The sequence below is a fragment of the Streptomyces sp. NPDC022552 genome, from assembly GCF_055561875.1.
The window spans coordinates 125,010-144,936 of sequence record NZ_JBVHGJ010000011.1 but is presented as its reverse complement, the minus strand read 5'-3'; the positions used below and the strand labels follow the sequence as shown (position 1 = coordinate 144,936).

The following is a 19,927-nucleotide window of genomic DNA, read 5'->3' as shown; positions in this document are numbered from 1 at the left end:
TTCGGATCGCTCCGAGTCATTCACCGCCAGGACCGTGAACGGCATGAAGGTGATCGTCGTAGGAGCCGGCGTGGTGGGAACCATGCACGCCTGGCACGCAGTGGAACGCGGCCACGAGGTCGTACACATCGAGCGCGAGGCCGAGGCGCGCGGAGCCTCGCTCCGCAACTTCGGCCAGATATGGGTGAGCGGCCGCGCGGGCGGAGAGGAGCTGGACACCGCGCTGCGCGCCCGCGAACTCTGGGAGGGCATCGGCGCCCGCGTCCCGGAGCTGGGCTTCCGGGCCATCGGCTCGCTCACCCCCGTACGCAACGACCTGGAGCTGGCCGTCGCCGAGGCCGCCCTCGCCCGCCCCGACGCGGCCGCCCGCGGCTACAAGCTGCTCACCGCCGACGAGGCGCGGCAGGTCAACCCCGCCCTCCGCGGCGAGTTCCAGGCCGCCCTGTTCTGCGAGCGCGACGCGGCCGTCGAGCCCCGCACCGCGCAACTCGCCCTGCGCAAGGCGCTGCTGGCCTCCGGGAAGTACACCTTCCTGCCGAACCGCGAGGTCCGTGACGTCTCCGGCGCCGAGGGCACGGCGAGCGCCGCCGTCCGCGACGACCGCGGCGAGATCCACACCGGCGACGCCGTCGTGCTCGCCACCGGCGCCGCGCTCAGCGGTCTCGTCCGCGAGATCGCCGGCGACATCCCGGTCCGCCGGGTCCGGCTGCAGATGATGCAGACCGACCCGCTCGGCGAGCCGCTGACCACGTCCGTCGCCGACGCCGACTCCTTCCGCTACTACCCGGCGTACGCGTCGGACGCCCTGGACGCCCTGGACGAGGGCCAGGCACAGGACCCGACCGCTGCGGCGCACAAGATGCAGCTCCTGATGGTGCAGCGCCTCGACGGCGGACTGACCATCGGCGACACCCACGAGTACGAGCACCCCTTCGCCTTCGACACCCTCGAAGACCCCTACGAGCACCTCGTCCGCGTCGTCGAGTCCTTCCTCGGCCGCCCGCTCCCGACGATCCGGCGGCGCTGGGCGGGCGTGTACGCGCAGTGCACGGACACCAGCCGGGTCGTGCACCGCCAGAAGGTCCGCGAAGGCGTGTGGCTGGTGACGGGCCCCGGCGGACGCGGCATGACGTGCTCGCCCGCCATCGCCGAGACGACCGCCGACGAACTGGGCTGGTGAACACCATGACCGAGAACCACAAGCACAACCTCGTCGTACTGGACATGGCCGGTACCACCGTCGCCGACGGCGGCCTCGTCGAGCGGGCGTTCGGCGCCGCCGCCGAGCGCCTCGGCGAGGACCCGGCCACGATGATCGACTACGTCCGCGCCACCATGGGCGAATCCAAGATCTCCGTCTTCCGCCACCTCTTCGGCGGCGACGAGACCCGCGCCCAGCAGGCCAACGTCGCCTTCGAGGAGGCGTACGGCGAGCTGGTCGCCGGCGGCCTGATCGCCCCGGTCCCCGGCGCGGCCGAGGCCATCGACCGGCTGAGGGCGGAGGGCAGGACGGTCGTCCTGACCACAGGCTTCGCACGCGTCACCCAGGACTCCATCCTCGACGCGCTCGGCTGGCGGGACCTGGTCGAGCTGACCCTCTGCCCGGCGGACGCGGGCGGCCGGGGGCGCCCGTACCCGGACATGGTCCTGGGCGCCTTCCTCCGCACGGGTGTCGTCGACGACGTCCGGCAGATCGCGGTCGCGGGCGACACCTCGTACGACATGCTCAGCGGGGTCCGCTCGGGCGCCGGGATCGTGGCGGGCGTGCTGACGGGGGCGCACGACGAGGCCGCGCTCAAGGGGCACGGCGCCACGCACGTCCTCGCGTCGGTCGCGGATCTGCCGGCGGCGATAGCACGGGCGGAGGCGGACCGGTGACGGCGCGCGCCACCGCGGCGGCCGGTGGGGGGCACACCCGTAGCGGGATCCGCTTCGACTCCGTCTCCGTCGCCTACGGCGGCAACACCGTCCTCGACTCCCTCGACCTGACCGTCGAGCCCGGCGAGGTCATGGCCCTCCTCGGGCCCTCCGGCTCCGGCAAGACCACCGCGCTGCGTGCCGTCGCCGGGTTCGTGCAGCCGGCCTCCGGCCGGGTGTTCATCGGCGACCGTGACGTCACGGCCCTCCCGCCGCACAGGCGGGGGATCGGGATGGTCGTCCAGCAGTACGCCCTCTTCCCGCACATGCGGGTCGAGGACAACGTGGCCTTCGGCCTGAAGGCGCAGAAGGAGCCGAAGGCCGAGGTACCGGGGCGGGTCGCCGAGGCCCTGGAGATGACCGGGATGGCGGCCTACGCCAAGCGCTACCCGCGCGAGCTGTCCGGCGGACAGCAGCAGCGTGTCGCGATCGCGCGGGCGCTCGCCATCCGGCCGAACGTCCTGCTCCTCGACGAGCCGCTGTCCGCGCTCGACGCGCAGCTGCGCTCCGGGATGCTCGCGGAACTGGCGCGACTGCACCGGGAGTTGCCCGACGTGTCGATCCTGTACGTCACTCACGACCAGGTCGAGGCGCTGACCCTCGCCGACCGGATCGCCGTCATGGACAAGGCCCGGCTCCAGGACTGCGGCACGCCGCAGGACCTGTACCGCCGTCCGCGTACGGAGTTCACGGCGTCGTTCGTCGGCAACGCGAACCTGCTGCCGGTGACGGTGGGTGCGGGCGGGGTGGTGTTCGGCGGCACCGAGCTGAAGGTCGCCACGGACGGTGTCGCCCCGGGCGTGGGCGCCACGCTCTGCGTACGGCCGCACCTCGTCGGCCTGGGCGAGGGCCCGAACGCGCTGCGGGGGCGGATCGCCGAGGTGCAGTGGCGGGGGTCGACGCACCGGCTGTACGTGGATGTGGAGGGGCACCGCCTCAAGGCGGACGTGCGGGAACTCCGGGAGACGCCGGCGCTCGGGGACGAGGTCACGCTGCACTTCGCGCCCGAGGACGGGGTGCTGCTGGGGGCCGGGGTGTCCGATGGGTAGCCCCGGCGCGCCGGTCATGACCGCCGAGCGGGACCGCGGTGTCGTGCCCACTCCTTCCGCCCCGGCGGAACGCATGCCCACAATGGCTTCCCGGAAAGTACCCGCCTGGGTCTGGGCCCTGCCTCCCGTCGCCGTGCTCGCGCTCGTGTTCCTGTATCCCCTGGCTCTCGTCGTCCAGGAGTCCCTCGCCCCCGGTGCCTACGCCGATGTCTTCGGGTCGCAGGCCTTCCGGGACGCGCTCGTCACCACCGTGTGGCTGGCCGTCGGGGCCACCGTCGGGTGCCTCGTCCTCGGGTTCGTGCTCGCGCTCGTCATCGCGTTCGTGCCGTTCCCCGGGGGGAAGGCGGTGTCGAAGTTCATCGACGTCTTCCTCTCCTTCCCCTCCTTCCTCATCACCCTCGCGCTGCTCTTCCTGTACGGCACGGTCGGCGTGGCCAACGGGCTGTGGACGGACGTCACGGGCGCCGAGTCGGGGCCCTTCCAGTTCCTGACCACGCCGTGGGGTGTCCTCCTCGCCGAGATCACGTACTTCACGCCCTTCGTGATGCGCCCGCTCCTCGCCGCGTTCTCGCAGATGGAGACCGCTCAGCTGGAGGTCGCCTCCTCCCTCGGGGCGAAGCCGCTGCGGATCGTCCGGCAGGTGATCCTGCCCGAGGCGCTGCCCACGCTCGCCGCCGGCGGAAGTCTCGTCCTGGTCATGTGCCTGAACGAGTTCGGGATCGTCCTCTTCACCGGCGCCAAGGGCGTCACGACCCTCCCGATGCTCGTCTACGGCAAGGCCATCCTCGAATCGGACTACGCCGCCGCCTGTGTCGTCGCCGTCGTCAACGTCGCGATCTCCGTGGGCCTCTACGGCCTCTACCGGGTGGTGAGTCGTCGTGCTGGTGCATAGCCGTACCGGAAAGTGGACGGCCTGGACCCTCTTCGCGGTCCTCTTCGTCCCGCTCTTCGCGCTCCCGCTCCTGGTGATCGTCGCCGCGTCGTTCTCCACGAACTGGTCCGGGGCCTTTCCCTCCGGGCCGACCGCGGAGCACTACACGGCCGCCGTGCGCGGCGAGTCGCTCCAGGCGCTGACCACCAGCCTGGTCACCGCCGTCACCGCCAGCCTGCTCGCGCTGACCCTCGGCACCTGGGCGGCGCTCGCCGCCGACTCCCTGCGGAAGAACGGCCGTCGCTTCCTCGACGCGCTGTTCATGCTGCCGGTCGCCGTGCCCTCGGTCGTCGTCGGCCTGGCCGTCCTGGTCGCCTTCTCCCAGCCGCCCGTGCTTCTGAACGGCACGCGCTGGATCGTGATCCTCGCGCACACCGTTCTTGTCACGGCGTTCGCCCATCAGTCGGTCTCGGCGGCCATCCTCCGTCTCGACCCGATGTACGAGCAGGCGGCGGCCGGCCTCGGCGCCCGCCCCGCGTACGTCCTGCTCCGGGTGAAACTGCCGCTCCTGCTGCCGTCGCTCAACGCGGCCGCCGGGCTCTGCTTCGCCCTGTCCATGGGCGAGTTGAGCGCCACCATGATGCTCTACCCGCCGGACTGGCTGCCGCTGCCGGTGCTGATCTTCACCGCCACCGACCGCGGCTCCCTCTTCACCGGCTCGGCGCTCGCCGTGGTCCTCATGGTCACGACCCTGCTCGTCCTGCTCGCCGTCTCCCGTATCCGTACCAAGGCGTCCTACCGCTGAGTCACCCAGGAGAGAACGACGTTATGCGTACCTCGTCCACGATCATCAAGCCGATCGCCGCCCTCACCGGCTGCCTCGCCCTCGCCGCCGGCCTCACCGCCTGCGGCGGTTCCTCCACCGCCTCCGACGAGAAGGTCGTCACCGTCTACAGCGCGGACGGCCTCAAGGGCGAGAAGGGCGACGGCTGGTACGACAAGGTCTTCGCCGACTTCGAGAAGGAGACCGGCATCAAGGTCAAGTACGTCGAGGGCGGTTCCGGCGAGATGGTGCAGCGCGCCGTCCGCGAGAAGAACAACACGCAGGCCGATGTCATCGTGACCCTGCCGCCCTTCATCCAGCAGGCCGACTCCAAGGGGCTGCTCCAGGCGTACACCCCGAAGGGCTCCGAGCAGGTCAGCGGCGCCGACAAGGCCGACGACGGCAAGTGGACCTCCGTCGTCAACAACTACTTCGGCTTCGTCTACAACAAGCAGCAGCTGAAGGAGGCCCCCAGGACCTGGGAGGAGCTCCTCGACGCGACGTACGAGAACAAGCTCCAGTACTCGACCCCCGGCGTCGCGGGTGACGGCACGGCCGTCGTCATCAAGGCGATGAACGACTTCGGCGGCCAGGAGCCGGCGATGGAGTACCTGAAGAAGCTCCAGGCCAACAACGTCGGCCCGTCCTCCTCCACCTCCAAGCTCGCCCCGAAGGTCGACAAGGGCGAGATCCTCGTCGCCAACGGCGACGTCCAGATGAACTTCGCCCAGTCGAAGTCCATGCCGAACCTCGGCATCTGGTTCCCGGCCAAGGACGGCGCCGAGCCGACCACCTTCGCCCTGCCGTACGCCGCAGGTCTGGTGGCCAAGGCCCCGCACACCGAGAACGGCAAGAAGCTGCTCGACTTCATGCTCGGCGAGCAGGCCCAGCGCGAGGTCAGCTCGATCGGCGGAGGCTTCCCGGCCCGTAAGGACATCAAGGCGACCGACGCCAACGCGATCGAGCTGGCCAAGCTGATCGAAGGCGTCGAGATCTTCGAGCCGGACTGGGCCGACATCGACAAGAACCTGACCACGTACGTCGACGCCTGGAAGACGGCCACCGGAAGCTAACCGCGGGCTTCCAAGAGTTCACCGCACGGCCCCTGGAATCCCTTCGCATGTAGCGGAAGGATAACGGGTACGGACCAACGCCCCCGAGGAATCGGGGGCGTTGGCGTGTCCTCGCACCCTCCTCGCCCCCTTCTACGGAGGATCCAGATGCCGATCACCGGCATGTCCACGGCCCTGTCCACCGGCGTCCCCCGCCGCACCGTGCTCGCCGCCGCCGGCGCGACCGCGGCTCTTGCCGCCGCAGGCGCGGCCACCGCGCCCGCCGCCCACGCCGCCACCGCCGCGCCCACGCTCCCGAACGGCACCAGCAAGGACAAGGTGCTCGTCGTCGGCATGGACGGCCTGCGCCACGACCGGATCGACGCGGCCAAGGCCCCGACCCTCAAGTCCCTGATGGCGAACGGCACGTACGGCCTGTCGCTGCTCTACGCCAACCCGATGGCCGCCACCTCCTCCGGCCCTGGCTGGTCGACCGTCTCGACCGGTGTGTGGCCCGACAAGCACGGGGTGAGGGACAACACCTTCGCCGGCAAGAACTACGCCAAGTACCCCGGCTTCCTTGCCCGGCTGAACCAGGTCCGCCCCGGCCTCTCGCTCTTCGCGGCCGTCGACTGGCCCGAGCTCGACACGCACGGCACGGTCACCCCCGGCGCCGACGCCAAGCTGGTCCACAACAACGACTACGCCGTCAACGACAAGATCATCACGGACGCCACCGAGGACATCCTCCGGAACCAGAACCCGGACGTCCTCTTCGTCTACTTCGGCGAGACCGACGAGATGGGCCACTCCTACGGCGCCGCCAGCCAGAAGTACCTGGACGCCATCGACGTCCAGGACGGCTACCTCGGCCGCCTCCTCGCCGCGATCAAGGCCCGCCCCTCCTACGCCACCGAGCGCTGGACGGTCATCGTCACCACCGACCACGGCCACACCGACGGCGGCGGCCACGGCGGCTCCGCCATCGAGGAGCGGCGTACGTTCGTCCTCGCCCAGGGCCCCGGCATCGCCGCGGGCGCCCGCCCCGTCGACACCCGGCTCGTCGACGTCGCCGCGACCGTCTTCCACCAGCTCGGCATCGCCCCCGACCCCGCCTGGGGCCTGGACGGCAAGCCGATCCAGCAGCGCTCCACCGACCCCTTCGACGCACTGCACCCGTCCCTCTCGGGCCGTGTCGACGAGACCGGCATCCCGGCCGGAGTCCTCGGCTTCACCCACACCGCGCCGAGCGGCTGGTCGGTCATCAGCAACGCCATGGGCACCGGCGGCATGACGGAGTGGCGCGGCTGGGCCTTCGCCACCGACGAGTTCTGGTCCCGGACCCAGCGCGACCAGTCCCGCGAGCTCAACATCCGCTCCCGTGGCGTCTTCGCCGTCGCCGACTCCGACGAGTGGTCCGACAAGACCTTCTCCGGTACGTACGACTCGACGCTGGTCACTCCCGCGTACAACGTCTCCGGCAGGACGCGGGCGACCCTGGACTTCACCACCTTCTACCGCCAGGAAGGCAGCCAGACCGCCCAGGTCCAGGCGGTCTTCAACGGCGGCACGCCGACCGTCGTCAAGAGCTACACCGCCGACGTGATCTCCCAGCCGCAGTCGCTCACCGTGACCGTCCCCTCCGGAGCGTCCAGTGTGAGCTTCCGGTTCCGCTACACCGGGTCCAACAACTGGTACTGGGTGATCGACGGGGTCAAGGTCACGACCTCTTGATTCAGCCCCTCCCCACCCGCGCCGGCTGGGCCCGGCCGGCGCGGGCGGGCAGGGCCTAGGCTGGGGGCGTCGCCACAGCGCTGTCGCGGCGCCCCCAGCACACCGCACGATTTCTGTACGGCAGGAGTCCCCGCACATGGCAGAGCGCAAGCCGATCGAATCCTGGCTCACCGACATGGACGGAGTCCTCATCCACGAGGGTGTCCCGATCCCCGGCGCCGATGCGTTCATCAAGAAGCTGCGGGAGACCGGGAAGCCCTTCCTGGTCCTCACGAACAACTCGATCTACACCGCCCGCGACCTGCACGCCCGCCTCGCCCGCATGGGCCTGGAGGTGCCGGTGGAGAACATCTGGACCTCGGCGCTCGCCACCGCCAAGTTCCTCGACGACCAGCGCCCCGGGGGCACCGCCTACGTCATCGGCGAGGCCGGCCTGACCACCGCGCTGCACGACATCGGCTACGTCCTCACCGACCACGACCCGGACTACGTGGTCCTCGGCGAGACCCGGACGTACTCCTTCGAGGCCATGACCAAGGCCGTCCGGCTCATCAACGCCGGCGCCCGCTTCATCTGCACCAACCCCGACGAGACCGGCCCCTCCCTCCAGGGCCCGCTGCCGGCCACCGGCTCCGTCGCCGCGCTGATCACCAAGGCCACGGGCAAGGACCCGTACTTCGCGGGCAAGCCGAACCCGCTGATGATGCGCACCGGCCTGAACGCCATCGGGGCCCACTCCGAGACCAGCGCCATGATCGGCGACCGGATGGACACCGACATCCTGGCGGGTCTGGAAGCGGGGATGCAGACCTTCCTGGTCCTCACCGGTCTGACGTCGCAGGCGGAGGTGGACCGCTACCCCTTCCGCCCCTCCAAGATCGTCAAGTCGATCGCCGACCTCGTGGACCGGGTGTAGGGCTGAGAAGCCGCTGGTCGGACGCCCGACCGGGCCCCTGCGGATGCGAGCGCGGCCGAACCGGGTGACCCTGCCTGTATCAGGAGGTCACGATGCGTTCAGGTCCCATTGCTCTCCGTGCCGCAGGGGCGGCCGCCATCCTGGTGCTGGCGCCCGCGGCCGGTACCGCCTTCGCCGGGGACGGCGTCAAGGCCACCGTCACCCCGTCCACCGCCAAGCCCGGCGCCGATGTCGAGGTCCGCGTCCAGGGCTGCAAGGGCACCACCGGCGCCGCCGCGTCCAAGGCCTTCGTGGCGGACGCCGATCTCACGGGCCGTGACGGAAGCGCCCACGCCCTCCACGGCGACACCACGATCAGGTCGGGACTGGCGAGCGGCGCCTACAAGGTCAGCGTGACCTGCGACGGCCGTGAGCACCGTGACGTCGGCGTGGTCCACGTCGAGAAGCACAAGCCGCAGCCCACCCACCGTCCCACCCACGAGCCCACGTACGAGCCGACCCACGAGCCCACGCACCACCCGAGCCCGTACGCCCCGGTCCGGGCCGGTGGCGGCGGCGCGGCCGTGGCGGGCCCGGCCGTACCCCCCGTGGCCCCGGGTGTCGCCCAGACCACCAGCGCGAACGGTCTCGGCACCCCGTACACCCTGGTCGGCCTCGTGCTGGCCGGGATCGCCTCGGTGGCCGTCGCCGTCCGCAGCGCGCGGCGCCGCAGGGCGGGCGACTGAGGTGTCCGCCGGGTCCGCCGGGTCCGGCAACGGGAGGATGCTGACCGGAGTGGCCTGGGCGGTCCTGTTGCTCGGACTCTGGCTCTGGGGCCGCGAGATCACCGAGGGGCCGGGTGGCACCTCCGCCCCCACCGCCGGCGACATAGCCGCGGTCGGCCGCCCGGCCGGTGCGGCCCTGCCCCCGGCACACCGGCCCCTGAAGCCCGCCGAGCCGCGACGGGTCGAGATCCCGTCGCTCGGGATCGCGGCGCCGGTCGTCGGGCGCGGCCTGGACGGTACGGGAGCGGTGGACCCGCCGCCGTACGAGATGCCCCACTCGGTCGGCTGGTTCCGCACCGGCACCCGGCCCGGCGCGGAGGGCGCGGCGCTCTTCGTCGGCCATGTCGACACGCAGACCACGCCCGCCGTCTTCTACGGCCTGAGCTCGGCGCGCCCGGGTGCCACGGTCAAGGTGACCCGTACGGACGGCTCGGTCGCCGTGTTCACGGTGGACGACGTGCAGGTCTTCCCCCGGGAGCGCTTCGACGCGCGGAAGGTGTACGGGCAGCGCGAGGCGGACCGGGCGGAACTGCGCCTGATCACGTGCGGCGGGACCTTCGACCGCGAGTCCGGTACGTACACGGCGAACGTGGTCGTGTCCGCGTACCTCACGGGGGCGACGGGGGCGGCCGGGGCGTGACGGGGTTGGCTGGAGCATGACGGTTCGGGCGTGATCGTCCGGGCGTGGCCGCCGTCGGGGGAGGGCTCGGCCCGGGCCCGGCCGACGGGCAACTGAATCGTCGGGTCCGTCTGGCGGACCACGCGCCCGGCGGCCGGGCCGGTCCTCGACCGCGGGCGCACGGGCTGCGGGAGAAGCCCGGCGCCGCCGCGGGAGGTTCGGGTTCCGCAACTCTAGAACGGGCACCCGGCCGGGGTCCGGAAAACCTCGGGGACAGGTGGAGATCGACCGGTTCCGTACGGTCCGGGGAGGCGTGCGCACGGTCCAACCCGGCACCTGCGGCGGATGGTTGGGGGTGGGGGAGCACCCGGGAACGATCAAGGCCCCCTCACCATCGGTGAGGGGGCCTTGACTCTGCGTGCGCCGCCAGGGACTCGAACCCCGGACCCGCTGATTAAGAGTCAGCTGCTCTAACCAACTGAGCTAGCGGCGCCTGCTGACCTGCATAACTCTACCCGACGTCCGAGGGTGCTCCTGACCAATGCCGGTCCTTCCGGCCTGTCGGATGGTCGTATCAGGCCTTCGATCCGTCAAAATGCGATATGTCCGGACAGTTGAGACACTGGCGCCCGTGCACCAGCGCCAAGAGATCTTGACGAGTGTGGAGGGGAATCGCATGAGCGTGCCGGTCTTCGAAGAATTCGAGCCCGCGGCCGACTGCGGCTGCGCGGGCTGTGCCCAGCAGCGGCGCGATCTCGCCCTTGGCCTGCCCGTCCGGGCAGGCGGTCACCCGGCGGCGCACGGAGCGCGCCGCGCGCTGGTTCTGGTGACCGCGGCGGGGGTGGTCCTCGGCGGCGGGGGAGCGAGCGCGCTCGCCCAGCACCCCGACTCCACCATGCCCCTCACTCCGGCGGGCGTGGCGGAGGAGTCGGGGGGCGCCGCCGCGCCGGGGCCCGACACGCCGCAGGGCAGCGCGGGGCCACTGCACGGAGCGCCGCCCGGGCCGGGCCCGCAGCCGTCGCCCGACGCGACCCCGACGAGCAGTCAGATCACCACCCAGTCCCTGCGGAAGACCACCCGCGCCCAGATCGTCAACCGTGCCAAGCGATGGGTGAACGCCCAGGTCCCGTACTCGATGGAGCGGTACTGGTCCGACGGCTACCGCCAGGACTGCTCGGGCTACGTCTCGATGGTGTGGAACCTGCGCGCCAACGAGTGGACCGGCAGCCTGGACCGCTTCGGGGTGCGGATCGACCGCAGCGAGCTCCAGGCCGGCGACATCCTGCTCTTCCACAACCCGGCCAATCCGACGAAGGGCTCGCACGTCACGGTCTTCGGAGGCTGGACGGACTACACACACACGTCGTACATCGCGTACGAGCAGACCAAGCCGCGCACGAGGCGGCAGGCGACACCGCTGGCGTACTGGAAGAACTCCGACCGCTATGTCGCCTACCGCTACAAGGGCGTGATCAGCGGCGTCAGCGCCGGCTCCGGCTCCGGTGCTGCCGGTGGCGCCGGTGGTTCGACGGCGACGGCGACGGCGTATCCGGGTACGGCGATGTTCGGACCCGGCGCGAACAACGCGCATGTCACCCGGCTCGGGCGGCTGCTCCTGGAGCGCGGCGCCAAGACGTACTACCGCCAGGGCCCGGGCCCGCGCTGGGGCGAGGCGGACCGCCGGGCGACGGCGGCGTTCCAGCGGGCGCAGGGCTGGAAGGGCAAGGAGGCGGACGGTATGCCCGGGCCGCACACCTGGCGCCTGCTGGTGACGGGCAAGGGCCGGAGCATCGGCGGTTCGAGTGGTTCGGGGGGTTCGAGCGCGAATGTGGCGGGGTTCCCCGGGCGTGGCTACTTCCGTCCGGGCCAATCCAACGCATATGTGGAGAAGCTGGGCAAACAGCTGGTGAAGCGGGGCTACGGCAAGCACTACCTGTCGGGTCCCGGTCCGCGCTGGAGCGAGGCGGACCGTCGCAATGTCGAGGCGTTCCAGCGGGCACAGGGATGGCGCGGCGGCGCGGCCGACGGCTATCCGGGCCCGGAGACCTGGCGGCGCTTGTTCCGATGACCCCGAGAGCATGAGGTGGACTCCATGACCGCATCGACGCCACATCCCGACTCGGGCGCGGCGGCCAGCCGTGACGCGGCCCGCACGGCACGCCGCCTGACGGCGGAGCCGCGCGGCCCGAGACCGTCGGCCCGCCCGCCGGAGGCGACGGGCGAGGCCGGCGCGGCGTCGGGCACGGCCACCGAGCCCGCCGGCACGAGCGGCCCGGCCCCGCAGGGCGCGGCCGCCACGTCCGGTCCGGCGCCCGGCGTCGGGGGGTCGGCCCCGACGGGCACGGCTGCTTCGGCCGGTCCGGCGACGGCACCGGGGACGGACACCGGAGCCCAGGTCGCCCAGGGTGCGGCACCGTCGGCCGGTGCGGCGACGGCACCGGTGCCGGTCGCCGGGGGGCCGGTCGCTGGAGGACCGGTCACGCCGGGGGCAGCGCCTCTGGACGGTTCGGCGCCGGCCGCCGGAGGACCGGTCACGCCTGGAACTGCGCCTGTGGGTGGTTCGGCACCGACGGCCGGGACCGGCGAGCCCGGCTCGGTCACGCCTGGGGCGGTTGCCGCCCCGAGCGCGGACACTTCGGAGCCCCGCCCGGACGCCGTGCGGGATGGCCTCGGCACGGCGCCGGTTGCTTCCGGTGGTCCGTCGAGCGCCCCAGGCGCCCTTGCCGCGAAGGCTTCTGAGGGTGCGTCGGCCGGCCCGCCGTCGCCGGGTGCGCCCGGGGGATCGGACGGCACGCCGCGTACGACGACTGCTTCCGGCGCCCCGAACGGCGTGGAGGGCTCCGCCCCCGGCGCGAGTGCTTCCACCGGGCGACCGGCGGCGCCGCATACGGCGGGCGGCGCGGCCGTTCCGTCGGACCCGGACGCCGGGCCCCGTACGCCGGCTGCCGGTGATTCCCACATGGACGCGCCGGGGGCTGCGGTCGGCCCCGGTACCCCGGCCAGTGTCGGGACCAAGGCCTCCTCCGCCGGTGCGACCGGTCCGTCGAGCGCCCCGGGTGCTGCGACGAGCGGCACGCCGACGTCAGGCGCCTCCCGTGCCACGGCTTCTGCCGACCGCCCGGTGGCGCCGGGCGCGGCGGGCGGCGCGACCGGTCCCGCCGCCGACCGCCTGTCGGTGGCGGGTGCTTCCGGCGCGGCGCCTCATCCGTCCGGCGCCTCGGGTGCTTCCGCGACAGGGAGCCGTACGGAGGGAGCGGGGGCCGTCCCCGGTGCCCCGGCTGGGAAGGCTTCCCCCGGCGGTACGGCCGGTCCGTCGGGCGCCTCGGGCACTCCGGCGAACGGAGCCCGCACGCCCGGCGCTCCGGCGACCGGCTTCCGCCCGCCCGGCACCCCCGCCCCCGGCACCCCCGCCCGCACCGAACCCGGCGCCCCCGGCGCACCCGCCTCCGAGGAGGCGTCCGCGGCCCGTCCCGGTCAGGCGCCGATCGATCCCCGGCGGATCGTCCGTGGCGACGTCGGGGTTCTCGCCGTGCCCGTCGTCGCCGAGACCCGCGTGGCCGTGCGGCCCGGGGGGCGGCGGAAGAACGTGATCGGGGCCGAGACCACCGGATCCATCCCCGTACACCTGCTCTTCCGCGAGGAGCCCGACGCCGACGACGACGGCGGGCCGGCCACCGTCGCCATGCCCGCCACCGTCGCTCCCGTCGCCCCCGCCCCCGCCCCCAAGGCCGTCATCCCCGCCCCCACCCGACCCGAGCCCTCCCGCCCCGCCCCCACCGCCGACCCCAAGCTCGTCGAGCGGGCCGGGGCCGTGCTCCCCGGGTGGATCGGGGTCGTCGCCGGGGCGCTCTCGCTCACCGGGTGCGCCGCGATCCTGTGGTGGGTCGGGGCAGTGCCGGACCAGCTCACACAGATGCTCCGGCTGCCCCCGCGTCCGTACAACGGCATCCACCTCGGCCAGTGGGCCCTGCTCGCCCTCGGGGTGCTGGCCGTCCTCTTCTCCCTCGGCGGTCTCGGCCGCGGCCGTGTCGGCTACGCCTGGGTCCTCACGCTCTTCGGCGACTACCGCGGCACCGTCCGCCGTACCGGCCTCGTCTGGGTCAGCCCCCTCCTCCTGCGCCGCCGCGTGGACATCCGCCTCCGTCACTGGCGCAGCGAGCCGCTCTCCGCGGTCGACGCCAAGGGCACCGCGCTCAACGTCGTCGTCCTCGTCGTCTGGCGCATCCGCGACACCGTCCGCGCCGCCCTCGGCGTCGACGGCCACGAGGAGTACCTGCGCGAGCAGGTCGAGGCGGCGATGGCCCGGGTCCTGTCCCAGCTCCCGGCCGACGCCTTCCACGAGGACGCCCCGACCCTGCGCGACGCGGAGGCCGTCGGCGAGGCCCTGACCCGGATGATCTCGGCGGAGTGCGCCCCGGTGGGGATCGACGTGTTCTCGGCGCAGCCGACCCGTATCGAGTACGCCCCCGAGATCGCGGCGGCGATGCAGCGCCGCCGGATCGCCGCGATCGACGCCAAGCACCGCGACAGTGTGCTGACCTCCGTCATCGATGCCGTGGACGACGTGGTCCACCGGCTGACCACGCGTGGTCTCGTCGAGCTGGACGACTACGAGCGCAAGGCGCTGGTCAAGGACCTGACAGTGGCGTTCTACACCGGCCGCACCGGGCCCGCGGAAGGCGCGTGACTGGTATGGACATGCTCAACTTCCGTCAATACCTTGGTACTTGGTCTAGACCGGAATAGGCACTACCGCACAAGCGCAACAGCTCACCAACCGCGCGCACAGCACCACCCGCACGACAAGAACCACCCGCACGCGTGCAGCACGGCTCATCGAACTCCCCCACGTTCATCAGGAGCGACAGCATGCGCAAAAAGATAGGCGTGGCGGCGGTGGCGCTCGGCGTCGCCGGCGCCTCCCTCTTCGCCACGAGCAGCGCCAGCAGCCACGGGTACACCGACTCCCCGATCAGTCGTCAGAAGCTCTGCGCCAACGGCACCGTGACCAACTGCGGCGACATCCAGTGGGAGCCGCAGTCGGTCGAGGGCCTCAAGGGCTTCCCGGGCGCCGGACCCGCCGACGGCACGATCTGTGCCGGCGGGAACTCCCGGTTCTCCCAGCTCGACGACCCCCGGGGCGGCGCCTGGCCCACCACGCGGCTCACCGCGGGCCAGAGCCACACCTTCCGCTGGCAGTTCACCGCCCGCCACAGCACCACCGACTTCAAGTACTACATCACCAAGAACGGCTGGAACGGCAGCCAGAAGCTCACCAGGGCCTCGCTCGATCCCCAGCCGTTTCTTACCGTCCCCTACAACAACGCGCAGCCCCCGGCCACGCTCTCGCACTCCGGGGCCATCCCGGCGGGCAAGTCCGGACGGCATCTCATCCTGGCGGTCTGGACGATCGCGGACACCGGGAACGCGTTCTACGCGTGCTCGGATGTTCAGTTCTGACGTAGCGTCAGTTACCGTCCGGTGCATGACCGAACCCACCGTGGCGGAGCTCGTGCGTCGGCAATGGGGCGACCACAGGGTCGGGCTGAGGACGGAGGACACGGTCCTCACCCATCACCAGGTCGCCGCCGGAGCCGCCGCACGGGCGGCGCTTCTCGTCGATCTGCTGCCCCGGGGTGCCGAGCCGCACCTCGGGGTACTGCTCGACAACACGCCGGAATTCCCGCTCTGGCTGAGCGCGGCGGCCCTCGCCGGGGCCGCCGTCGCGGGCATCAACCCCACCCGGCGCGGCGCCGAGCTGGCCCGTGACATCGTCCACACCGACTGCCGTGTCCTTGTCACCCAGCGCGCGTACCTTCCCCTGCTCGACGGGCTCCCCCTGCCGGGCATACGCGTCCTCGTGACCGACACCGACGCCTACAAGGACCTGCTCGGCCCCTTCGAGGGCGCGAAGCCGGGGGAGGCCAGGGCCCGTCCGGTACGCCCCGACAGCCGGATGCTCCTCTACTTCACCTCCGGCTCGACGGGCGCCCCCAAGGCGGCGATCTGCAGTCAGGGCCGGCTCGCCGCGGCGGGCCGCTCGCTCGTCGACCACTTCGGCGTACGGCCCGAGGACGTCCACTACATCTGCATGCCGATGTTCCACGGCAACGCCGTCATCGCGGACTGGGCACCGGCCCTCGCCGCCGGGGCGGGCGTGGCGCTGCGCGACCGGTTCTCGGCCTCCCGCTTCCTGTCGGACGTCCAGGAGTTCGGCGCGACCTACTTCACCTACGTCGGCAGGGCGGTCCAGTACCTGCTGGCCACTCCACCGCGCCCGGACGACCGCGCGCACCGGCTGCGGCTCGGCTTCGGCACGGAGGCGGGGGCCGTGGACGCGGCCCGCTTCGAGGCGCGGTTCGGCGCCCGGCTCGTGGAGGGCTACGGCTCCTCGGAGGGCGGCGCGGCGATCCAGCGGACCCCGGACACCCCGACCGGCGCCATCGGGCGGGCCGCGCCGGGGGACGACCTGGCCGTGGTGGACCCGGCGACCGGCAAGGAGTGCGCGCCCGCCGTCCTCTCGCCCGACGGCCGGCTCCTCAACGCCTCCGCGGCGATCGGCGAACTCGTCAACCGCGGCCGGAACCCCTTCGAGGGCTACTGGCGCAACCCCGAGGCCGAGGCCGCCCGGCTGCGCGGAGGCTGGTACTGGACCGGTGACCTCTTCTACCGGGACGCCGACGGCTTCCTCTGGTTCGCGGGGAGGGACGACGACCGGCTGCGCGTCGACAGCGAGAACCTCGCGGCGGCGGTGATCGAGCAGATCCTCTCCCGCTGGGAGCGCGCGGCGGGCGTCGCGGTGTACGCGATACCCGACCCGGTCGCCGGGGACCAGGTGATGACGGCGATCGCCCTGCGCGAGGACACCGCCTTCGACCCGGCCGCCTTCGAGGAGTTCCTCGCCGCCCAGCCGGACCTGGGCACCAAGATGCCCCCGCGGTTCGTACGGGTCGTCCCGAGGCTTCCGCTGACCGCCACGAACAAGATCCACCGCGTGGCCCTGCGCCGGGAGTCCTTCCTCTGCGAGGACCCGGTCTGGTGGCGCCCGGCGGCGGGGAGCCCGTACGAGCCCCTGACCCCGGACACCCTCGCCGGCCTCCGGGCCGCGTACGCCGCGCACGACCGCTCACCCCGAGGCCCTGGCGCGGGCCCCGGGTAGTCCCAGGCCCCGCACCGCCGGGGTAGGGCCAGGCCTACCTCCGTACACCCACCAGACCGATGGCCCCGCCCCGCGACCGCCGCCTACGGTGAACCCCATGTCGCCCCCAACCCCCTGGCAGGCCCTCACCCGGGCCCGGTATCCGCGGACCGTCTGGCCCTGGCGGTCCGCCGGGTATCTGGCGACCGGGGTGCTCACCGGCGTGCCCGCGCTGCTCGTCCTGCTGCTGCTCGTCGTCTTCTCGCTCGTGCTCGTCGGGCTCCCGCTGCTCCTCCTCACCGGCGTCGCCCTCGGCGGCATCGAACGCCGCCGGCTCCGGCTCGTCGACCTCGACCCCGCCGCCGACCCGCACCGCGTCCCGGACGCGCCCGGCCTGGCCGCCTGGCTCAGGGTCCGCGTCCGGGAGCAGGCCACCTGGCGGGAGCTCGCGTACGCCGTCCTGCACGCCACCGTCCTCTGGCCGCTCGACCTGATCGTCCTCGCCGTCGCCCTCGGACTGCCCGCCGCCCTGATCAGCACCCCTCTCCAGCTCGCCGTCGACGGCGAGGAGGCCAAGGTCGTCAAGGCGTACCTGGTCACCTCCTATCCGCAGGCGTTCGCCGCCGCCCTCCTCGGGGCCGTCCTTCTCGTCGCCCTGCTCTACCCGCTGGCCGCGCTCGCCGGCGCCCGGGCCGCGCTCAGCCGCGCCCTGCTCGCACCCCGCGAGGCCGAACTGCGCGAGCGGATCGGCGAGGTCACCGCCTCCAGGGCCCGGCTCGTCGACGCCTTCGAGGCCGAGCGGCGACGGATCGAGCGCGATCTCCACGACGGCGCCCAACAGCGCCTGGTCGCCCTCACCATGACCCTCGGGCTCGCCCGGCTCGACGCCCCGCCCGGCCCGCTCGCCGACCGGCTCACCGAGGCCCACGCGGAGGCCGGCCGGGTCCTGACCGAGCTGCGCGAACTCATCCACGGCATCCACCCGCAGGTGCTCGCGGACTACGGCCTCGGCGCGGCCCTCGCCGACGCCGCCGACCGCTCCGCCGTCCCCGTCGACACCGACATCGACCTGCCCCGGCTGCCCACCGCCGTCGAGAGCGCCGGGTACTTCGCCGTCTGCGAGGCCCTGGCCAACATCGGCAAGCACAGCGGCGCCACCCAGGCCCGTGTCACCGCCCGCCACCGGGATCGGCGGCTCCGTCTCGTCGTCGAGGACGACGGGCGCGGCGGGGCCGACCCGGTCCGCGGCTCCGGGCTCACCGGACTCGCCGACCGGCTCGCCGTCCTCGATGGCACACTGACGATCATGAGCCCGCCGGGCGGGCCGACCGTTCTAGGAGTGGAGATCCCGTGCCGACCGCTGTCCGAGCTCTCCGCGTCGTCCTCGCCGAGGACAGCGTCCTCCTCCGCGAGGGCCTGATCGGTCTCCTCGCCCGGTTCGGGCACGAGGTGGTGGCGGCCGTCGGCGACGCGGACGCACTGCGCGCGGCGGTCGCCGAGCACGATCCGGACATCGTCGTCACCGACGTGCGGATGCCGCCCGGCTTCCAGGACGAGGGACTGCGCGCCGCCGTGGCGCTGCGGGCGGAGCGCCCGCGGCTGCCCGTCCTCGTCCTCAGCCAGTACGTGCAGCGGACCTACGCCGCCGATCTCCTGGACGCGGGCGACGGCACCGGCGTCGGCTATCTCCTCAAGGACCGGGTCGGCCAGGTCGAGGAGTTCCTGGACGCCCTCATCCGGGTCGCCGACGGCGGCACGGTCGTGGACCCCGAGGTCGTCCGGCAGCTGCTGCGCCGCCGCCGCGATCCGCTGGAGGCGCTGACCCCGCGGGAGCGGGAGGTCCTGGGGCTCGTCGCCGAGGGGCATTCGAACGGGGAGATCGCGCGCCGGCTGGTCGTCACCGAGGCGGCCGTCGGCAAGCACATCGGGAACATCCTGGGGAAGCTGGACCTGCCGCCCGCGGAGGAGACCCACCGTCGGGTTCTGGCCGTGCTCACCTACCTCCGGGCGTGACACGAAGGCGGCAGACGACGGCGGCGCACGAAGAAGCCCCCCGCTTCCGCGAGGGGCTTCTTCCGTCTGTGCGCCGCCAGGGACTCGAACCCCGGACCCGCTGATTAAGAGTCAGCTGCTCTAACCAACTGAGCTAGCGGCGCCTGCTGACAGAGAAAATACTACATGGTCCCCGGGGGTGGTCCGACCGCCACCCCTGAGGACTGGATCACAGCCCCGATCGGCCCTGATCGGCTCCGATCTCCGTCAGATCGCCAGCGACAGCACCACCGGAGCCGCCCTGCGGTTCAGCGTGTCGGCCGCCGAGCGCAGCCGGTGCGCGTGCTCGATCGGCAGCGAGAGTGCCAGGCAGCCCACGGCCGCGCCGGCCGTCAGCGGCACCGCCGCGCAGACCGTGCCCACCGCGTACTCCTGGAGGTCGAGGACCGGGACGGTCGGCGGCTGGCTGTCCAGCTTGGAGAAGAGCACCTTCTCGTTGGTGATCGTCCGGGAGGTCAGCCGGGCGATCTTGTGGCGCGAGAGATGGTCCCGGCGGCCGTTCTGGTCCAGCTGGGTCAGCAGGCACTTGCCGACCGCGCTCGCGTGGGCCGCGGAGCGGAAGTCCACCCACTCGTTGACCGCGGGCGTGCGGGGGCCCGCGGCGAACTGGGTGATCTTCACCTCGCCGTCGATGTACCGGCTGATGTAGACCGCCGCCCCGACGGAGTCGCGCAGCTCGGTCAGCGTCTCCTGGAGCTTGCCCTCCAGGGCCTCGCGCCGGGTCAGCCCGGAGCCCAGCAGGACCAGGGAATCGCCGATCACATAGGCGCCGTCGGCGACCTGCTCGACGTACCCCTCGCGGCGGAGCATCAGCAGCAGGGACGACAGATGGGCGACGGGCAGACCGGTCTCACGAGCGATCTGGACGTCCGTCACCCCGCCACCGTGCCGTGAGACCGTCTCAAGGACGCGCAGGGCGTATTGCACCGAGTGGAACGGCGCAGTGGGCTCGGGCTTCAGCGCCACGGTTTCCCCCTACCAGGTTGTGACCG

Annotated in this window: 17 protein-coding genes and 2 tRNA genes; 16 read left to right on the top strand and 3 right to left on the bottom strand. The window is 72.6% G+C overall.

Features of this window, described 5'->3' with window-relative positions; all coding sequences use genetic code 11:
* The first annotated feature begins 43 nt into the window (after positions 1-43).
* The 10 genes from ACZ3OF_RS26300 (at position 44) to ACZ3OF_RS26255 (ending at position 9,766) form a co-directional block, all read left to right on the top strand.
* The gene (locus ACZ3OF_RS26300; RefSeq protein WP_467307150.1) at positions 44-1,180 is read left to right on the top strand and encodes a TIGR03364 family FAD-dependent oxidoreductase; all 1,137 of its coding nucleotides are present in this window, start codon (positions 44-46) and stop codon (positions 1,178-1,180) included.
* A 5-nt stretch (positions 1,181-1,185) separates the two neighbouring features.
* Positions 1,186-1,878, top strand: a complete 693-nt coding sequence (locus ACZ3OF_RS26295; RefSeq protein WP_361673608.1) for a phosphonatase-like hydrolase — start codon at positions 1,186-1,188, stop codon at positions 1,876-1,878.
* The gene (locus tag ACZ3OF_RS26290) at positions 1,875-2,966 is read left to right on the top strand and encodes an ABC transporter ATP-binding protein (RefSeq protein ID WP_467307148.1); all 1,092 of its coding nucleotides are present in this window, start codon (positions 1,875-1,877) and stop codon (positions 2,964-2,966) included. The genes ACZ3OF_RS26295 and ACZ3OF_RS26290 overlap by 4 nt, the downstream gene beginning before the upstream one ends.
* Positions 2,967-3,039: 73 nt before the next feature.
* Positions 3,040-3,858 carry a 2-aminoethylphosphonate ABC transporter permease subunit gene (locus ACZ3OF_RS26285; protein ID WP_467307146.1) on the top strand — a complete coding sequence of 273 codons (819 nt, stop codon included), beginning with the start codon at positions 3,040-3,042 and terminating at the stop codon, positions 3,856-3,858.
* Positions 3,845-4,642: an ABC transporter permease gene (locus tag ACZ3OF_RS26280; RefSeq protein ID WP_467307144.1), complete on the top strand. Its 798-nt coding sequence runs from the start codon at positions 3,845-3,847 to the stop codon at positions 4,640-4,642. The genes ACZ3OF_RS26285 and ACZ3OF_RS26280 overlap by 14 nt, the downstream gene beginning before the upstream one ends.
* A 23-nt stretch (positions 4,643-4,665) precedes the next feature.
* Complete coding sequence (locus ACZ3OF_RS26275; protein ID WP_361673600.1) at positions 4,666-5,733, top strand: 2-aminoethylphosphonate ABC transporter substrate-binding protein; 1,068 nt, start codon at positions 4,666-4,668, stop codon at positions 5,731-5,733.
* A 147-nt stretch (positions 5,734-5,880) separates the two neighbouring features.
* Complete coding sequence (locus tag ACZ3OF_RS26270; RefSeq protein ID WP_467307141.1) at positions 5,881-7,446, top strand: alkaline phosphatase family protein; 1,566 nt, start codon at positions 5,881-5,883, stop codon at positions 7,444-7,446.
* A 136-nt stretch (positions 7,447-7,582) separates the two neighbouring features.
* A complete protein-coding gene (locus ACZ3OF_RS26265; RefSeq protein ID WP_361439595.1) occupies positions 7,583-8,362 on the top strand; it encodes an HAD-IIA family hydrolase in 780 nt (259 codons plus the stop codon).
* A 92-nt stretch (positions 8,363-8,454) separates the two neighbouring features.
* A complete protein-coding gene (locus ACZ3OF_RS26260; protein ID WP_361673595.1) occupies positions 8,455-9,087 on the top strand; it encodes a hypothetical protein in 633 nt (210 codons plus the stop codon).
* 37 nt (positions 9,088-9,124) lie between these two features.
* The gene (locus tag ACZ3OF_RS26255) at positions 9,125-9,766 is read left to right on the top strand and encodes a class F sortase (RefSeq protein ID WP_361673592.1); all 642 of its coding nucleotides are present in this window, start codon (positions 9,125-9,127) and stop codon (positions 9,764-9,766) included.
* 398 nt (positions 9,767-10,164) lie between these two features.
* Here the strand turns inward: ACZ3OF_RS26255 and ACZ3OF_RS26250 are convergent.
* A tRNA-Lys gene (locus ACZ3OF_RS26250) sits at positions 10,165-10,238 on the bottom strand.
* Positions 10,239-10,421: 183 nt separating this feature from the next.
* Here ACZ3OF_RS26250 and ACZ3OF_RS26245 point away from each other — a divergent pair.
* From ACZ3OF_RS26245 to ACZ3OF_RS26220, 6 genes are all read left to right on the top strand, one after another.
* Positions 10,422-11,813 (top strand): peptidoglycan-binding protein, encoded by a 1,392-nt coding sequence (locus ACZ3OF_RS26245; protein ID WP_361673590.1) that lies wholly within the window; start codon positions 10,422-10,424, stop codon positions 11,811-11,813.
* A gap of 891 nt (positions 11,814-12,704) precedes the next feature.
* Entirely contained in the window at positions 12,705-14,432 is a 1,728-nt protein-coding gene (locus tag ACZ3OF_RS26240; protein ID WP_467307138.1) for an SPFH domain-containing protein, read from the top strand.
* A 182-nt stretch (positions 14,433-14,614) separates the two neighbouring features.
* Complete coding sequence (locus ACZ3OF_RS26235; protein WP_361673583.1) at positions 14,615-15,205, top strand: lytic polysaccharide monooxygenase auxiliary activity family 9 protein; 591 nt, start codon at positions 14,615-14,617, stop codon at positions 15,203-15,205.
* A 25-nt stretch (positions 15,206-15,230) separates the two neighbouring features.
* A complete protein-coding gene (locus ACZ3OF_RS26230) occupies positions 15,231-16,904 on the top strand; it encodes an AMP-binding protein (RefSeq protein WP_467307135.1) in 1,674 nt (557 codons plus the stop codon).
* 97 nt (positions 16,905-17,001) lie between these two features.
* Positions 17,002-18,303 (top strand): sensor histidine kinase, encoded by a 1,302-nt coding sequence (locus tag ACZ3OF_RS26225; RefSeq protein ID WP_361673579.1) that lies wholly within the window; start codon positions 17,002-17,004, stop codon positions 18,301-18,303.
* Entirely contained in the window at positions 18,234-18,896 is a 663-nt protein-coding gene (locus tag ACZ3OF_RS26220; RefSeq protein WP_361673576.1) for a response regulator transcription factor, read from the top strand. Before ACZ3OF_RS26225 ends, ACZ3OF_RS26220 begins: the two co-directional genes overlap by 70 nt.
* A gap of 69 nt (positions 18,897-18,965) precedes the next feature.
* Here ACZ3OF_RS26220 and ACZ3OF_RS26215 read toward each other — a convergent pair.
* Both ACZ3OF_RS26215 and ACZ3OF_RS26210 read right to left on the bottom strand, forming a co-directional pair.
* Positions 18,966-19,039: transfer RNA gene (locus tag ACZ3OF_RS26215), tRNA-Lys, on the bottom strand.
* A gap of 103 nt (positions 19,040-19,142) precedes the next feature.
* Positions 19,143-19,901, bottom strand: a complete 759-nt coding sequence (locus tag ACZ3OF_RS26210; RefSeq protein ID WP_260229692.1) for an IclR family transcriptional regulator — start codon at positions 19,899-19,901, stop codon at positions 19,143-19,145.
* Positions 19,902-19,927: the final 26 nt, after the last annotated feature.

What these genes read in the sequence shown, in the direction of transcription:
- ACZ3OF_RS26300 (WP_467307150.1), top strand. Translation starts at nt 44, where the DNA reads ATGAAGGTGATCGTCGTAGGAGCCGGCGTGGTGGGAACCATGCACGCC.
- ACZ3OF_RS26295 (WP_361673608.1), top strand. Translation starts at nt 1,186, where the DNA reads ATGACCGAGAACCACAAGCACAACCTCGTCGTACTGGACATGGCCGGT.
- ACZ3OF_RS26285 (WP_467307146.1), top strand. Translation starts at nt 3,040, where the DNA reads ATGCCCACAATGGCTTCCCGGAAAGTACCCGCCTGGGTCTGGGCCCTG.
- ACZ3OF_RS26275 (WP_361673600.1), top strand. Translation starts at nt 4,666, where the DNA reads ATGCGTACCTCGTCCACGATCATCAAGCCGATCGCCGCCCTCACCGGC.
- ACZ3OF_RS26270 (WP_467307141.1), top strand. Translation starts at nt 5,881, where the DNA reads ATGCCGATCACCGGCATGTCCACGGCCCTGTCCACCGGCGTCCCCCGC.
- ACZ3OF_RS26265 (WP_361439595.1), top strand. Translation starts at nt 7,583, where the DNA reads ATGGCAGAGCGCAAGCCGATCGAATCCTGGCTCACCGACATGGACGGA.
- ACZ3OF_RS26260 (WP_361673595.1), top strand. Translation starts at nt 8,455, where the DNA reads ATGCGTTCAGGTCCCATTGCTCTCCGTGCCGCAGGGGCGGCCGCCATC.
- ACZ3OF_RS26255 (WP_361673592.1), top strand. Translation starts at nt 9,125, where the DNA reads ATGCTGACCGGAGTGGCCTGGGCGGTCCTGTTGCTCGGACTCTGGCTC.
- ACZ3OF_RS26245 (WP_361673590.1), top strand. Translation starts at nt 10,422, where the DNA reads ATGAGCGTGCCGGTCTTCGAAGAATTCGAGCCCGCGGCCGACTGCGGC.
- ACZ3OF_RS26240 (WP_467307138.1), top strand. Translation starts at nt 12,705, where the DNA reads ATGGACGCGCCGGGGGCTGCGGTCGGCCCCGGTACCCCGGCCAGTGTC.
- ACZ3OF_RS26235 (WP_361673583.1), top strand. Translation starts at nt 14,615, where the DNA reads ATGCGCAAAAAGATAGGCGTGGCGGCGGTGGCGCTCGGCGTCGCCGGC.
- ACZ3OF_RS26230 (WP_467307135.1), top strand. Translation starts at nt 15,231, where the DNA reads ATGACCGAACCCACCGTGGCGGAGCTCGTGCGTCGGCAATGGGGCGAC.
- ACZ3OF_RS26225 (WP_361673579.1), top strand. Translation starts at nt 17,002, where the DNA reads ATGTCGCCCCCAACCCCCTGGCAGGCCCTCACCCGGGCCCGGTATCCG.